Source organism: Micromonospora sp. AMSO12t, assembly GCF_008806585.1.
In the GTDB taxonomy this organism is placed as follows: Bacteria; Actinomycetota; Actinomycetes; order Mycobacteriales; family Micromonosporaceae; genus Micromonospora; species Micromonospora reichwaldensis.
Genome location: NZ_WAAS01000153.1, coordinates 1 through 15,347, shown reverse-complemented (window position 1 = coordinate 15,347; position 15,347 = coordinate 1). Strand labels below are relative to the sequence as shown.

Below are 15,347 nucleotides of genomic sequence, written 5' to 3'. Positions count from 1 at the left end.
ACCGCCGGCGGTACCGCCGGCGGTGGCACGGCCGGCGGTGGTGCGGCGGGCGGCGGCACGGCGGGCGGGGCCTGGTGGGCGCGTCGGGAGCGATAGCCGTTGTCGAGCACCGCGTAGCGCGACTCGACCGGGGGCGGCTCGTGCCGGTAGCCGTTGTCCAGCACCGCGTAGCGCGACTCGACCGGCCCCGGGCCCCGGTGCGGCTCGGTCTCGATGCGGGGCGGCGGGGGCTGGGCCGGCACGCGGTACGCCGGCTCGGCCGGATACCCCGGGTCCGCCCGGTAGGTCGGCTCGATCGGGTCCGCCCGGTAGGACGGCTCGATGGAGCCCGACCGGTAGCTCGGCTCGATGGGATCCGACCGGTAGGACGGCTCGACCGGATCCGACCGGTAGGACGGCTCGACCGGGTCCGACCGGTAGGACGGCTCGACCGGGTCCGCCCGGTAGGACGGCTCCACCGGATCCGACCGGTAGCTCGGCTCGGGCGGCTGTTCCGGCTCCACCCGGTAGGCGGGCTCCAGCGGGTCCACCCGGTAGGCCGGCTCCACCCGGTAGGTGGCCTCGGCCCGGTAGCCCGCGTCGACCGGCCGGCCGTACTCCGCGCCGTACGGCGGTGGGCCGTCCGCGCCGTACGGCGGTGGGCCGGGCTCCGGCGCGTACGGCTCGGGGGCCCGCCCGATGGCCGGCACCCGCGCGGCATAGCCGTTGCCCGACGAGCGGCGGGGCAGCGGCTCCGGCGGGAGGGGCGGGGGATCGGCGTGTCGGTCGGCCTCGGCCTGCTCGGCCGTGCGGCTGCCGTGCCGGGCCCGGTCGAGCAGCGCCCGCCACCGCGGTGCTGGTTCGGCCGGCCGCCCCCAGCCGGTCTCGCTGCCCTCCAAGGCTCGCCCTCCCAGCGCCATCGATGCCCGTCTGACAGGCTACGAACGAAACCCTATTCGGACCACACCCGTCTACGCACCTTCGGTTCTTCCTCCCGTCACGGCACGGGCCCTCGTACGCCGTCGGCGCCGGCGTACGGCGAGGTCGACGGGACCGCCGGTGGCGACCCGCCGCCGGCCGGTCTGGCCGGTGTCGGTGATGGCTGCGTCACGCCCGGCGCGGGTTCCGACGTTTCGCCCACTGTCGGGTCGGGGGTACCGGCACACACGGCGGGATCCCCTCGTCGGATCGTCACGGGCGGGACGACGCTCAGTCGCGGAGGATCTCGAGCGCGCGGTCCAGGTCGTCAGGGTAGTCGCTGACGAAGCGGACCTCGTCCCCCGTGCGGGGGTGCAGGAAGCTCAGCGACCGGGCGTGCAGCCACTGCCTGGACAGGCCGAGCCGGGCGGACAGGGTCGGGTCGGCGCCGTACGTGAGGTCGCCCACGCACGGGTGCCGCAGCGTGGAGAAGTGCACCCGGATCTGGTGGGTGCGCCCGGTCTCCAGCCGGACGTCGACCAGGCTCGCCGCCGGGAACGCCTCCACCGTGTCGTAGTGGGTGATGCTCGGTTTGCCGCCGGAGACCACCGCCCAGCGGTAGTCGTGGGTGGGGTGCCGGTCGATCGGGGCGTCGACGGTGCCGCGCAGCGGGTCCAGGTGCCCCTGCACCACCGCGTGGTAGCGCTTCTCCACCTCGCGGTACTTGAACGCCCGCTTCAACGCGGTGTACGCCTGCTCGCTCTTGGCCACCGCCATGATGCCCGTGGTGCCGACGTCGAGCCGGTGCACGACGCCCTGCCGCTCGGCGGCGCCGCTGGTCGAGATGCGGTGCCCGATGGCGGCCAGCGCCCCGATCACCGTCGGGCCGGTCCAGCCGGGGCTCGGGTGGGCCGCGACGCCGACCGGCTTGTCCACCACCACGATGTCGTCGTCGGCGTACACCACCCGCAGCCCGGGCACCGCCTGCGGCACCACGGTGGGCGGGGCGACCGGCGCGGGCAGGGTCACCTCCAGCCAGGAGCCGGCCTTCACCCGGTAGGAGTTCGGCCGGGCGGCCCCGTCGACAAGCGCGTCGCCGGCGTCGACCAGGGCCGCGGCGGCGGTGCGGGACAGCCCGAACAGCCGCGACACGGCCTGGTCGAGCCGCGTGCCGTCGAGGCCGTCGGGGACGGGCAGGGAACGGTGGTCGCCACCGGCGGCGAAGGCGGCGGTCATGCCCGCTCCCGCTGTCCGGCGTCGGCCTGGGCCGCCGCCTCGTCGGTGGACTCGCCGTGGCCGATCCGGCTGCCGTCACGCTGCCGGCCGGTCAACTCCAGCAGGAGGGCGAGCAACACACCGCAGACGAGGGCGCTGTCGGCCAGGTTGAACACCGGGAACACCCGGCCGTACGGGGCGAAGACGCTGACCATGTCCACCACGTGCCCCACGAACCAGCCCGGGGCGCGGAAGACCCGGTCGGCGAAGTTGCCCAGCGCCCCGCCCAGCACCAGGCCCAGCGAGATCGCCCAGGGCAGCGAGCGCAGGCGCAGCGCCATCCAGACGATCCAACCGACCACCCCGAGGGTGATCAGCGGGAAGACCCAGGTGTAGTCGGCGCCGATGCTCCACGCCGCGCCGCTGTTGCGGGTCAGGCTGAGGTAGACCGCGCCGCCGAGCAGCCTGACCGGCTCGCGGTCCTCGAGCGCGCCCAGGGCGAGGTGCTTGGTCGCCGCGTCGGCGGCGAGCACCGTGAGCGCGAGGCCGAACAGGGTGGCGGCGGCCCGGCGGTGGGGCGTGCCGGACCTCGGCTCGGCGCTGTCGGCACCCGGCTCAGCGCTGCCGGGCCCGGCGGGCGGTGCTTCGGACATCTGCTCCCCATCGACGCTCGCGGCGACGCGTCCGCGCCGCCTCCCATGGCCGCCGGGGAGCGGGCCTCAGCGCCGCTCCTCCAGCTGCTTGCACGTCACGCAGAGGGTGGCCGACGGGAAGGCGGCGAGCCGCTCCACCGGAATGGGGTTGCCGCACCGCTCGCACCAGCCGTAGCCACCCTCGTCGAGCCGCTCCAGCGCCCGCTCGACCTGCGTGATCCGTTCCAGGATGCTGTTGGCGAGTGAGATCTCCTGCTCACGCTCGAACGTCTTGGTCCCGGTGTCGGCCTGGTCGTCCCCGGCCGAGTCCGTCAGCCGGTCGCGCTGCAGCTCGGTGATCTCGCTCAGCGTCCGATCGTACTCGGCGCGCAACTCGTCACGCCGCGCCGCCAGGGCCGCCCGGATCTTCTCGGTCTCCGCAGCGCTGCGGGTGGCCTTCGCCACCGGCTTCCGACCGGCGGTCCTGGTGTCGGCTGGCTTCGCCATCGTCGCTCCCTCGGCCGCGGAACCGCGGCGTTCCGCGGCACCTGGACAGGGGCCGCCGGCATCGGCGCCCCCAGGTACAAAAGGGGCGCGCGGCGACGGGGCCGCGCACTCCGGAGATTCGCAAGAATACGGAACGTACAGGCGCACGACAACGTGCCGCTCCGACGTACCGGCGTTCGGCCCCTGGTCATCCCTAACCGGGGCAAAAGGAACGCTAGCAGATCACGTGTCGGGACCCCGGCCGTACTCGCCAAACCAGCGGGCCAGCCGGCCCCGCCGACTGACCGCCCGCAGCCGCCGCTCCGCCTCGTCGCGCACCCCGGCCGTGGCCACGATCAACATGCTGTCGCCGGTCTTCAGCCGGAAGTCCGGGCCCGGCACGACGCCCGCCCCGTCGCGCAGCACCAGGGTCACCGAGGCGCCCAGCGGCAACCGCAACTCGTCGACGTGCACCCCGGCCAGCCGGGAACCGGGCGGCACCTCCAACTGGAGCAGGTCCGCGCCCATCCGCTCCAGCGGCGCCGTCTCCACCCGGATCTCGGTCGCCTCGGCCGGCGCGGTGACCCGCAGCCGGCGGGCCACCGGAGCCAGCGTCCCCGTCTGCAACAGCGTGAAGATCACCACCAGTACGAAGACGGAGTCGAAGAGCCGGTCGGCGCCCGGCACCCGCTCCGACAGCGGAATGGTGGCGAGCACGATCGGCACCGCCCCGCGCAGCCCCGCCCAGGACAGGAACGCCTGCTCGCGCAGGCCGAACCGGAACGGCAGTGCGGACGCCGCCACCGACAGCGGCCGGGCCAGCAGCACGAGCGCCAGCCCGGCGACCACCGCCGGCAGCACCGCCGAGCCCAGCCGGCCCGGCGAGACGAGCAGCCCGAGCAGCACGAAGAGCCCGATCTGGGCCAGCCACGCCAGGCCGTCGGCGAAGCCGAGGATCGCCTGCCGGTGCGGCAGCCGGGCGTTGCCGAGGATCACCCCCGCCACGTAGACGGCGAGGAAACCCGAGGCGTGCAGCACCGCGCCGGCGGCGTAGGCGAACACGGTCAGTCCGACCGCCGCGATCGGGTAGAGCCCCGCCGACGGCAGCGCCGCCCGGCGCAGCGCCCACCGCCCGCCCACGCCGGCCGCGAGGCCGACCGCCGCGCCGGCGCCCAGCTCGTAGCTGACCAGGGAGATCTCGTACCACCACGGGTGGGTGACGCCCTCCCGGGACAGCAGCACCACCAACAGCACGACCGGGGCGTCGTTCATCCCCGACTCCGCCTCCAGGGTGGCCACCAGCCGGGGCGGCAGCCGCAGCCGGCGCAGCGTGGCGAAGACCGCCGCCGCGTCGGTGGAGGAGAGCACCGCGCCGTAGAGCAGGGCCAGCCGCCAGTCCAGTCCCAGCAGCAGGTGCACGACGAGGCCGACGACCAGGATGCTGACCACCACGCCGACCGTGGAGAGCAGCGCGGCCAGCCCGAGCACCGGGCGCAGGGTGCTCCACCGGGCGGTCAGCCCGCCCTCGGCGATGATCACGATGAGCGCGCAGAAGCCCAGGGTCCGGGTCAGCTCGACGTCGTCGAAGCGGATGCCCAGCCCCGTCTCCCCGATCGCCACCCCGAGGGCCAGGTACGCCAGGAGGCTGGGCACGCCGAGCCGGGTGGAGAGACGGACCGCGCCGACCGCGACCAGCAGGACACCCGCACCGAGCAGGAGCGCGAGATCCAGCCCCGGCGTCACCGCCGCCCGGCCCCGGCGTCCGTCACCCGGCGGCCCCGTCACGCAGCCGGCGCAGCGCCTCCGTCAACTCCGGGGCGGGCCCCTCGACCAGGAAGAGCTTGTCGCGGCTGGCCGCGCCGGCCCGCAACGACACCACCGCCGGCCGTACGCCCAGCGCCCCGGCCAGCGCCCGCCGGGCCGCCTCCGTGGCCCGCCCGTCCACGGCGGGGGCGTGCACCGCGATCACCAGGGCCGGACCGTGCGGCCCGTCGAAGCGGCCGCCGACGCGCGCCCGGGCGGAGCCGGGCTTCACCCGGACCGCGACGGTCAGCGTGGCGTCCATCAGGAAGCGTCCCGCCGCTCAGATCCGACCGGCGTCGGCGAGCAGGGCGGTGTCGGGCGCGCAGCGGCCGCACGGGGTGAAGCCGAGGTCGACGGCCTCGGCGACCGGAAGCGGCTCGTGCTCCCGCCCCACGAGGTACGCGCAGTCGGCCAGGTGGTAGCGGGGCCGCCCGTCGACCACCCGCACCTCGGCGGCGAGGCGGGCCACCCGGGCGGCCTCGCCCGGGGTGACGTCCTGCGCGGGCGGCTCGTCGTCGTACGGCACGGCGGGGCCGGCACCGGGCGTGGCGGCGGCCGGGACGGTGCCGTCGGTCACCGGCGGCTCGGGCGGTTGCCGCCACCCGGTGCCGTCGGCGTCGACCGTGGAAGGAACGTGCTGGACGGGGATCTCCGGCTCCGCCGGCGGCCCACCGGCGAAGGCCGGTCCGGCCGGGCGGGTCGCCCGACGGGGTCGCCACCCCGGCCGGCCCGGGTCCGCCGCCGCCCGGTCCGCAGCCGCCTGGCGGGCGCCCGCGACCAGCGCGACGGCGGCCAGCAGGCTGGCCGCGATGGAGATGGTCAGGAGAACGCTGGAGCCACCGGCCAGGCCGAGCACCAGCAGCACCACCGCGACGAGGATGAGCAGGAGACTGGCGACTATCACGGCTCACCCCCGCCGCGTCGTGCTGATGAGGCGAGGTCGGCGACCGTCATCGTGACGACGGTCGCCGACCGATGGTTCAGCGCCCGGTCTCGAGAGCGCCGGAGCGACCGCCGCCGCCGTAGGAGCCGGCGAGCCCTGCGGTGGCCAGCCCGTTGCCGCCGCTGGCGGCCCGGTTGCCCTCACCACCACGGGTCATCTCGACCTCCAGGCCCTGGCCGCGGCCGTCGAGGTCGCGCAGCTGGCTCTCCAGGTAGGCCTTGAGCCGGGTGCGGTACTCGCGCTCGAACTGCTTGAGCTCCTCGATGTGCTTCTGCAGGGCCGTGCGCTTGGCGTCCAGGCCGCCCATGGCCTCCTGGTGCCGCTGGCGGGCGTCGCGCTCCAGGGCGTCGGCCTTGGCGCGGGCCTCGCGGGTGACCTCCTCGGCCTTGGAACGGGCCTCGGAGAGCAGCTGGTCGGCCTCGCGGCGGGCGTCGGAGACGTGGTCGTCGGCGGTCCGCTGGGCCATCATCAGCACCCGCAGCGCCTGCTGCTCACCGTCGGCGCCGCCGACGGCCGGGCCACCGGCGGAGCGGACCTGCTCCAGCTCGGCCTGCATCGCGCGGGCGGCCTGCTCGGCCGCCGCCTTGTCGCGCTGCACCCGGTCGAGCTGGGCCTTGACGTCGTTGAGCTCCGCCGCGAGACGGGCGTCGCCACCGGGGCCGGCGGGGGCGCCACCACGGCCGCCGCGCTCCACCTGGGCGCGCAGCTCGTTGTTCTCCTCGATGAGACGGGCGAGCTCGCGCTCGACCTCGTCCAGGAAAGCGTCGACCTCCTCCTCGTCGTAGCCCCGCTTGCCGATCGGCGGCTTTTTGAAGGCGACGTTGTGGACGTCGGCCGGGGTCAGCGGCATCGAAACTCCTCGGGTCAGTTGCGGCCGCGAAAGCGCGTCGGTCATCAGACGGTGCCGATGATCGACCGCCTCAACACGAACTCCATCAGCACGAACAGGATAACCAGGAGCACAAGTGAGGCCAGGTCGATGCTCACGGTACCAATTCGCAACGGAGGGATCACACGCCTCAACGCGTTGAGAGGGGGATCAGTGACGCTCCACACGATTTCCAGCCCCACCGATGCCCCACGCCCCGGCTGCCAGCGACGGCCGTACTGGAGGACGGCGCTCAGGACGAACCGGGCCAGCAGGACGAGCAGGAAGAAGTAGAGCACCAGATACAGCACTTGCAGCACGATCGACAACACGGCAGGCGACGTCCCTCGGGTCGGGCGGGGCTAGCTCAGGCTGAAGAAGCCGCCCTCGGCGATCTTGGCCTTGTCCTCCGCGGTGACCTGGACATTGGCCGGTGAGAGCAGGAACACCCGATTGGTCACGCGCTCGATCGTACCCCGCAGCCCGAACGCGAGGCCGGCGGCGAAGTCCACAAGTCGGCGCGCGTCGGCCTCGTCCATCTCGGTGAGGTTGATGATCACCGGAACGTTGTCGCGGAAGTGCTCACCGATGGTTCGCGCCTCCCGGTACGTGGTGGGGTGCAGCGTGGTGATCTGGTAGCGCTGCTCCTCCTCGGCGACCACCGCGCGCTCCCGGGGCTGCGCCTGCGGCGCCAGGGCCAGGTTGTCGCGGGTGTGGTAGGTCAGCGCGCCCGACGTGTCGCCGGCCGACGGCCGGGTGATGGAGCGAACGCTGGACCGCTCGGCCCGCTCCGCCCGGTCGGTGTCGCCCCGCTCGGCGTCGGCCGCCCGACCGGCGGCGCGCTCCGAGAGCCGGCCACGGTCGCTCAGCCGGGACCGGGGCGCCGGCGGCTCCTCGGAGTCGTCCTCGTCGTCGTCGGCGAACTCCTCCGAGTACCGGCTCTGCCGGTAACGCGAATCGCGGTAGCCCCCCTTGTCGTAGCCACCGTCGTCGTAGGCCCGCTCGTCGTCCTCTTCGACCAGACCGAGCCAGACCCCCGCCTTGCGCAGTGCACCCATCCCGCGCCCTTCCCGTCCGCCGTGCGGCACGCGCCCCCGTACCGTGTCGCTTGTCGCGAGTGGACCACTTCTGCCCACCGGGGCGGATCGGCAATCCCCTGGCACGCGATTCGCGTCGCGTGCCACGACCCCCGACAACGGGATGCCGCTCCCCCAAACAACACAGATGTAATTTGCTTCCCGCGGTCAGGCTACCGCAGCGTGGGACGCATTCCGAGCAACGCGCTGCCGACGCGGACATGTGTCGCGCCGTACCGGATCGCGATTTCCAGGTCGCCGCTCATCCCGGCGGAGAGCGCGGCGGCTCCCGGGTGGACCGTCCGGAACCCGGCGGCCACCTCGGCCAGCCGGGCGAACGCCCGCTCCGGCTCCCAGCCCAGCGGCGCCACCGCCATCAGGCCGGCCAGTCGCAGCGCCTCCGCGCCGGCCACCGCCTCGGCCACCGCGCCGAGCCCGGCGCCCGGGTCGGCCGAGCCGGGCAGCGCCCCGCCGCGGGCCGCGTCGCCGTCGATGCTCACCTGGACCAGCACGTCCAGCGGCCGGTCCCGCGCCGTCGCCGACGCCGCGTCCAGCGCCCGCGCCAACCGGACACTGTCGACCGAGTGCACGACGTCGGCGTAGCGGACCACCGACCGGGCCTTGTTGCGCTGCAACTGCCCGATGAAGTGCCACCGGGGCGTCACCCCCGCCGCGGCCACCTCGGCCGACTTGGCGGACGCCTCCTGGTCGCGGTTCTCCCCCATGTCGACGACGCCGAGCCCGGCCAGGGCCACCACGTCCCCGGCCGGGTAGGTCTTGGTCACCGCGATCATGGTGACCTCGGAGTCGTCCCGCCCCGCGGCGGCACAGGCCTCCGCGATCCGGGACCGTACGCGGCCCAGGCCGGCCGCGATCTCGGCGCGCCGGTCCGGGCGCACCGTGGCTGGGCTGTCGGTCATCGGCGGTACTCAGGAACCGTTCTTGAGGAAGTCGGGCACGTCGACGTCGTCGAAGAGCACCCGGCGGGGCGACTGCTGCGGGGCCGGCATGGTGGCCGGCGGCGCGACCGGGGCGCTCGGCTGGGCCGGCTGGTTCTGGTTGCTCTTGCGGGGCGGCTCGGCCGCCTTGTACGCCGGCGTGCCGCCGTCGAAGCCCGCCGCGATGACGGTGACCCGCACCTCGTCGCCGAGGGCGTCGTCGATGACGGCGCCGAAGATGATGTTGGCGTCGGGGTGGGCCGCGTCGGTGACGAGCTGGGCCGCGTCGTTGATCTCGAACAGGCCCAGGTCCGACCCACCGGCGATGGAGAGCAGCACGCCGCGCGCGCCGTCCATGCTCTGCTCCAGCAGCGGGCTGGAGATGGCCGCCTCGGCCGCCTCGACGGCACGGTTCTCGCCCCGCGCGCTGCCGATGCCCATGAGGGCGCTGCCCGCGCCGCTCATGACGCTCTTCACGTCGGCGAAGTCCAGGTTGATCAGACCCGGCGTGGTGATCAGGTCGGTGATGCCCTGGACACCGGAGAGCAGCACCTGGTCGGCGGTGCGGAACGCGTCCATCATGCTGATGTTGCGGTCGCCGAGCGCCAGCAGCCGGTCGTTGGGGATGACGATCAGCGTGTCGCACTGGTTGCGCAGTTCGTCTATTCCGGACTCCGCCTGCACCTGGCGACGCTTGCCCTCGAACGAGAACGGCCGGGTGACCACGCCGATGGTCAGCGCGCCGAGCTTGCGGGCGATGTTCGCCACCACGGGCGCGCCGCCGGTGCCGGTGCCGCCGCCCTCGCCGCAGGTCACGAAGACCATGTCGGCGCCCTTGAGCACCTCCTCGATCTCGTCGCGGTGGTCCTCGGCGGCGTTCTTGCCGACGTCGGGGTTGGCGCCGGCGCCGAGCCCGCGGGTCAGCTCACGGCCGACGTCGAGCTTCACGTCGGCGTCGCTCATGAGCAGCGCCTGCGCGTCGGTGTTGATCGCGATGAACTCGACGCCCTTGAGCCCAACCTCGATCATCCGGTTGACGGCGTTGACGCCGCCGCCACCGATGCCGACGACCTTGATGACCGCCAGGTAGTTGTGCGGAGGTGTCATCTCCGGTCCTTTCCCTTCGAGATTGGCATGGGCCGACCGGGTAGGGCCTGGCCAGACCAGCGGCCGACGACAGCTGTCACCAGCGAGGATCAGGGTTGAACCCTCACCCTCTACTAGAGGCTTACTGTTATGTCAACCACTGATCCCCTTCGGGGCAACGTAAGCGCCCTCACGCGATGAGCCAAGGACCCGCTCGGCGTGTCGCCGCCGGAGCGGGGCGGGTCACGTCGCCGGTTGAGCGGCCGGTCACCGCAGGGTAACCACGTCGGGCGCGCTGACGTCGATGGTGTCGGCCTTCCGGTCGAGCAGGGCGCCGGCCACCCGGGCCTTGTCCGCGCCCCGGGTCGCGTCCCCCCAGACCACCACCCGGTCGCCGCGCAGCCGCAGCGTGATCCGGGCCAGGCCCTCGACGGTCACGTCCACCAGCTCGGCGCGCAGCTGCGGGGTGAGCGCGCCGAGCACCTCCAGCGCCGCCCGGGTCGACCCGTCGTCCGGGCCCGGCTCGGCGAGCCGGACCACCGGCAGGCCGTCCGGCGGCCGCGGCACGCTCCGGAAGACCACGCCCGCGCGGTCGATCACCACGAACTGCTCCCCGCGCGGCACCGCCGCCACGCCGGTGCGCTCCGTCACCCGGACGACCAGCGTGTCCGGCCAGTCCCGGGTCACCACCGCCCGCTGGACCGCCGGCAGCTCGCCGACCCGCCGCGCGGTGGCGGCCAGGTCCACCCTGGCCAGCGGGGCGTCGTCGGGCACCGCGGCCGCATCGCGGACCTGCACCGTCGTGACCAGCTCGGCGCCCTCGACGCGGACCTCGCGCACCCCGAACAGGCCGGTGCCGAGCAGGGTCCAGGCGACCAGCCCGGCCACCGCGAGCACGCCCGCGGCGACCGCCCACGGCAGGGCCGCGCGCATCCGACGCTGCCGGGCCCGGGCCATGAACCGGCGGGTCGAGGCGGGGACCGCGTCGCTGCCGGCCCGGACCAGCTGCCACCGCCGCTGCGGCCCGCGCCGTCCGCCGCCGTCCGCGCCGGTGGTGCGCCCCCGCGCCGGACCGGGACTCATCCGGCCGCGGGCGCCGCGCCGTCCGCGACCGCGCCGCCGGCACCGCCGACGCCGGGGACGGTGCCGCCGATGGTCGTCGTCCCGCCGGCGTCGCCGCCGGGCGTCGTGCCCGCTGGCGCCGCCGGATCGGTGGTACGCGCCGAGAGCACGGCCAGCAGCTGGTCCCCCATCAGCGAGATCGGCGGGGCGCCCATGGTCACCACCACGTCGCCGGGGCGGGCCCGCCGGGCCACCTCAACCGGCGCGGCCTCCCACGAGTCCACGAAGACCTTCCGCTCCGCCGGCAACGCCACCGCCTCGATCAGCGCCGCCGATCCCTCCCCCGGCTCGCGCAGCTCGCCCGGGCCGAAGACCTCCAGCAGCACCAGCTCGTCGGCGATGGCCAGCGACTCGGCGATCTCCGCCTGGAGGTCGCGGGTGCGGTAGAGCCGGTAGGGCTGGAAGACCACGATCAGCCGGCCGTCGCCGGCCACCTCGCGCAGCGTCTGCAACGCCAGCGTCATCGAGGTCGGGTGGTAGGCGTACTCGTCGTAGACCAGCACGTCGTCCGCGACGCCCTTGCGCTCGAAGCGCCGTCGCACGCCGGGGAACGCCGCGAGCGCGCCCTCCGCCGCCTCCAGCGGCAGCCCCAGCAGGTACGCGGTCAGCACGGCCGAGGCGCTGTTGAGCCCCATGTGCCGCCCGGGCACCGGCAGCCGGAACTCGCCGAGCGACCGCCCGTCGATGCTCGCCAGGTAGCGCACGCCCCGGGCCGACGAGGCGATGTCGGTCAGCCGCAGGTCGGCGTCGGCCGCCTCGCCGTAGGTGTGCACCCGGCGGCCCTCCGCGCGCAGCGTCTCGGCCAGCCGCCGCCCGCCCGGGTCGTCGGCGCAGGTGATGATGAAGCCGTCCGGGTCGGTGAGCCGGGCGAACTCGGCGAAGGCCGCCTCCAGCGTGGCGAGGTCGCCGTAGGTGTTCAGGTGGTCGGCCTCGACGTTGGTGATGATCGACACGTACGGGCGGTAGATGAGGAAGGAGCGGTCGCTCTCGTCCGCCTCGACCACGAAGTGCTCGCCCGTGCCGTGGTGGGCGCCCGAGCCGACCTCGGAGATCTCCCCACCGATCACGAAGGACGGGTCCTGCCCGGCCTGCTGGAGCACCATGGTGACCATCGAGGTGGTGGTGGTCTTGCCGTGGGTGCCCGCGACCGCCACCGTCCGGCGGCCCGTCATCGCGGCGGCCAGCGCCTCGGAGCGGTGCAGCACGCGCAGGCCGCGCCGGCGTGCCTCCACCATCTCCAGGTGGTCCTGCGGGATCGCCGAGGAGTAGACGACCGTGTCGACGCCGTCGAGGTTGGACGCCTCGTGGCTCATGTGGATCGTGCCGCCGAGGGCGCGCATGCCGGCCAGCGAGGGCCACTCCCGCAGCTCGCTGCCGGAGACCCGGATGCCCCGGGTCAGGAAGAGCCGGGCCAGCCCGCTCATGCCGACCCCGCCCACCCCGATCAGGTGGATCGTGCCCAGGTCCTCGGCGGTGAGCGTGCCGGCCGGGGTGAACTGTGCGGTGTTCATGCCGAGTACCTTCCCGTCGCGGTGCGCCCAGTCACGGGGCCACCGTCGTTCGCGACTGCGGGGCTCGCAAGCTCACTCCTCGCGCTCACGGGCGCCTGCCTTTCGTTCGCGACTGCGGGGCTCGCAAGCTCACTCCTCGCGCTCACGGGGCCACCGCCTCCAGGACGAAGTTGAGCAGTGCCTCGTCGCCGTCGCGGCGGCCGTACGCGGCGGCGGCGGAGCCCATCGCGTGCAGCCGGTGCGGGTCGCGGATCAGCGGGATGATCGTCCGCTCGACCCAGTCCGGCGTCAGCTCGGCGTCGTCGACGAGCAGCCCGCCGCCGGCCTCCACCACGGGCAGCGCGTTGCGCTTCTGCTCCTGGTTGCTGTGCGGGTACGGCACGTAGATGGTGGGCAGCCCGATGGCCGCCACCTCCGCGCAGGTCATCGCCCCGCCCCGGCCGAGCATCAGGTCCGCCGCGGCGTAGCCGGCCTCCATCTCGGACAGGTACGGCAGCGTCACGTACGGCACCGGCAGGTCGGTGGGGACCGGCACCGGCTCGTTGCGGGCGCCGATCACGTGCAGCACCTGCACCCCGTGGCGGGCGAGTTCCTTCGCCGCGCCGGCGACCGCGAGGTTGATCGAGCGGGCGCCCTGCGAGCCACCGGCGACGAAGAGAACCGGCAGGTCGGGGCGGAGTCCGAAGTGGGCCCTGGCGGCGTTGCGCATGGCGAAGCGGTCCAGCCCGGCGATGCCCCGGCGCAGCGGCACGCCGACGACCCGGGCGTCGCGCAGGGCCTCGGCCTGGGCGGGCTGGTGCGGGAAGCCGGCCGCCACGTGGCGGGTGAACCTCATCCCCAGCCGGTTCGCCACCCCCGGCGGCACGTTGACCTCGTGAATCACGATCGGCAGCTCGCGTCGCCAGGCGGCGAGGTAGGCCGGCACGGAGACGTACCCGCCGAAGCCGACCACCACGTCGGCGCGCACCTCGTCGATGACCTTGCCCGCGGCGCGGGCCGCGGTCCACATCCGGCCGGGGGTCTTGACCAGGTTCATGTTCACCGACCGGGGCAGCTGGTAGGCCGGGATCTGCCGCAGGTCGTAGCCCTGCGGCGGGATCAGCTCGTTCTCCAGGCCCTTCGGTGTCCCCAGGCAGGTGATCCGGACGCCGGGGTCGTGTCGGCGCAGGCAGTCGGCGAAGGCGAGCAGCGGGTAGATGTGCCCCCCGGTGCCACCTCCCGCGAGCACCACCGAACGCAGCGGACCCATCAACGTCTCCTCTCGTCCGCCGACCCGCGGCGGGTCCGGGCCAGCCGGACACCGCGCGGTGCGGCCACATCGTCCGGCCGCCGCTCCCGCGACCGGGGCACGGACCCTCGGGCAGCCGGGGGCGCCGCCGGACGGCGGCGCCGCCCGGGAAGCGGCGGCAACGGGGCCCAGAGTAGTCGGACCCATCGGGCCGGCGGACGGGCATGCAGTGCTCTGGCGGCGTCGGGTTCGGCGCGGGCGAAGGAGGCGAGCATCCCGATGGCGGCGAGGGTGACGACCAGGGCGCTGCCGCCGTCGGAGATGAACGGCAGCGGCACACCGGTCAGCGGCAGCAGGCCGACCACCCCGCCGATGTTGATCACCGCCTGGCCGACCAGCCAGGTGGTCGCCGCCGCGGCGGCGAGCCGGCGGAACGGGTCGTCGACCCGGCGGGCGATCCGCAGCCCGGTGTACGCCAGCACGGCGAAGAGCGCCACCACCACGACGCACCCGACGACGCCCAGCTCCTCGGCGACCACGGCGAAGATGAAGTCGTTCTCCGCCGCCGGCAGCCACTGCCACTTGGCGATGCTCTTGCCGAGGCCGACGCCGAACCACCCGCCGTTCTCGATCGCGTACCGGGCCTGGGCGATCTGGTAGCAGTCCTCCAGCTTGCACAGGTCCGGCGGGGGCGGGTTGATGAAGGCGGTCAACCGGGCCAGCCGGTAGTTCTTCTCGCCCGTCTCGCCGGAGCCGGCGCCGAGCGAGGCCACCGCGACCAGCACGCCGATGCCGAGCAGGCCCACCGCGGAGAGCGCGGCGAAGACCCGCATCCGCACCCCGGCCGCCCAGAGCAGCCCCACCACCAGGGCCAGCAGGCAGAGCATCGTGCCCAGGTCGTTGTAGCCGACGAGGACGAAGAGCAGGCCGACCACGGGGAAGAGTGGGGTGGCCAGCTCGCGCCACCAGCCCAGCGCGGCGCCCTTGCGGGCGATCACGTGGGCCCCCCAGAGCACCAGGGCGAACTTCGCGAACTCGGAGGGCTGCACCTGGATGCCGCCGACGAAGAGCCAGAGCAGCCGGGCCTCGAGCGGGCCGATCCGGGCGGAGTCCTGGTTCGTCAGCCGGGCGTACGCGAGCAGCAGGTTGAGCAGCAGCAGCAGGCCGATGGCGGTGAACAGCAGCGGCCGGCCCAGCGTCCGGTAGGTCGTCGCCGGCAGCCGCTGGCACGCCCAGAACGCGACGATGCCGATCACCGCGAAGATCGCCTGCTTGACCAGGGACGTCGAGGCGTTGCCGTTCTCCGCGTAGTCCCGGACGCTGGTGGCGGAGAAGACCATGGTGAGGCCGATCAGCAGCAGCAGGCCGGCGCTGGACAGCAGCAGGTAGTAGGAGGCCAACGGCCGGTCCAGCAGCCCGCGCAGCGCGGCCAGCCCGCCCGCCGGGTCCAGCCCGCGCAGCACCTGGGGATCGGGATCGTCCGGTCCCCGCGTCGCGGCGGGCGCGTCGCGCGTACGCCTGCCTCCCGCCGACCGCCCGGAC

The 15,347-nt window shown here is 74.3% G+C and carries 15 protein-coding genes and 1 pseudogene; all 16 read right to left on the bottom strand.

From position 1 onward, the window contains the following. Positions 1-878: pseudogene (locus tag F6X68_RS21045) on the bottom strand (hypothetical protein); the annotation flags it as partial. Positions 879-1,188: 310 nt separating this feature from the next. Further along, positions 1,189-2,133 (bottom strand): RluA family pseudouridine synthase, encoded by a 945-nt coding sequence (locus F6X68_RS21040; protein ID WP_151455897.1) that lies wholly within the window; start codon positions 2,131-2,133, stop codon positions 1,189-1,191. After that, positions 2,130-2,765 (bottom strand): signal peptidase II, encoded by a 636-nt coding sequence (lspA, locus tag F6X68_RS21035; RefSeq protein WP_151455896.1) that lies wholly within the window; start codon positions 2,763-2,765, stop codon positions 2,130-2,132. The genes F6X68_RS21040 and lspA overlap by 4 nt, the downstream gene beginning before the upstream one ends. Before the next feature lie 66 nt (positions 2,766-2,831). Continuing rightward, positions 2,832-3,251 carry a TraR/DksA C4-type zinc finger protein gene (locus F6X68_RS21030; protein WP_121400566.1) on the bottom strand — a complete coding sequence of 140 codons (420 nt, stop codon included), beginning with the start codon at positions 3,249-3,251 and terminating at the stop codon, positions 2,832-2,834. Positions 3,252-3,473: 222 nt separating this feature from the next. Continuing rightward, positions 3,474-4,973, bottom strand: a complete 1,500-nt coding sequence (locus F6X68_RS21025) for a potassium/proton antiporter (RefSeq protein ID WP_151455899.1) — start codon at positions 4,971-4,973, stop codon at positions 3,474-3,476. 22 nt (positions 4,974-4,995) lie between these two features. Continuing rightward, positions 4,996-5,295 (bottom strand): DUF167 domain-containing protein, encoded by a 300-nt coding sequence (locus F6X68_RS21020; protein WP_151455895.1) that lies wholly within the window; start codon positions 5,293-5,295, stop codon positions 4,996-4,998. 18 nt (positions 5,296-5,313) lie between these two features. After that, complete coding sequence (locus F6X68_RS21015) at positions 5,314-5,937, bottom strand: hypothetical protein (RefSeq protein WP_151455894.1); 624 nt, start codon at positions 5,935-5,937, stop codon at positions 5,314-5,316. 76 nt (positions 5,938-6,013) lie between these two features. Continuing rightward, complete coding sequence (locus tag F6X68_RS21010) at positions 6,014-6,826, bottom strand: DivIVA domain-containing protein (protein ID WP_151455893.1); 813 nt, start codon at positions 6,824-6,826, stop codon at positions 6,014-6,016. Between the two features lie 44 nt (positions 6,827-6,870). Next, positions 6,871-7,176: a YggT family protein gene (locus tag F6X68_RS21005; RefSeq protein ID WP_088999245.1), complete on the bottom strand. Its 306-nt coding sequence runs from the start codon at positions 7,174-7,176 to the stop codon at positions 6,871-6,873. Positions 7,177-7,206: 30 nt separating this feature from the next. Next, positions 7,207-7,902 (bottom strand): cell division protein SepF, encoded by a 696-nt coding sequence (locus F6X68_RS21000; RefSeq protein ID WP_151455892.1) that lies wholly within the window; start codon positions 7,900-7,902, stop codon positions 7,207-7,209. Between the two features lie 191 nt (positions 7,903-8,093). Further along, positions 8,094-8,840 (bottom strand): YggS family pyridoxal phosphate-dependent enzyme, encoded by a 747-nt coding sequence (locus F6X68_RS20995; protein WP_151455891.1) that lies wholly within the window; start codon positions 8,838-8,840, stop codon positions 8,094-8,096. A 9-nt stretch (positions 8,841-8,849) separates the two neighbouring features. Next, positions 8,850-9,965: a cell division protein FtsZ gene (ftsZ, locus tag F6X68_RS20990; RefSeq protein ID WP_132236307.1), complete on the bottom strand. Its 1,116-nt coding sequence runs from the start codon at positions 9,963-9,965 to the stop codon at positions 8,850-8,852. A gap of 246 nt (positions 9,966-10,211) precedes the next feature. Further along, positions 10,212-11,027, bottom strand: a complete 816-nt coding sequence (locus F6X68_RS20985) for a cell division protein FtsQ/DivIB (protein WP_151455890.1) — start codon at positions 11,025-11,027, stop codon at positions 10,212-10,214. Beyond that, positions 11,024-12,577: a UDP-N-acetylmuramate--L-alanine ligase gene (gene murC, locus F6X68_RS20980; protein ID WP_151455889.1), complete on the bottom strand. Its 1,554-nt coding sequence runs from the start codon at positions 12,575-12,577 to the stop codon at positions 11,024-11,026. The genes F6X68_RS20985 and murC overlap by 4 nt, the downstream gene beginning before the upstream one ends. Before the next feature lie 142 nt (positions 12,578-12,719). Continuing rightward, complete coding sequence (gene murG, locus F6X68_RS20975; RefSeq protein WP_151455888.1) at positions 12,720-13,826, bottom strand: undecaprenyldiphospho-muramoylpentapeptide beta-N-acetylglucosaminyltransferase; 1,107 nt, start codon at positions 13,824-13,826, stop codon at positions 12,720-12,722. Then, complete coding sequence (locus F6X68_RS20970; RefSeq protein WP_151455898.1) at positions 13,826-15,238, bottom strand: FtsW/RodA/SpoVE family cell cycle protein; 1,413 nt, start codon at positions 15,236-15,238, stop codon at positions 13,826-13,828. Before F6X68_RS20970 ends, murG begins: the two co-directional genes overlap by 1 nt. Positions 15,239-15,347 lie beyond the last annotated feature (109 nt).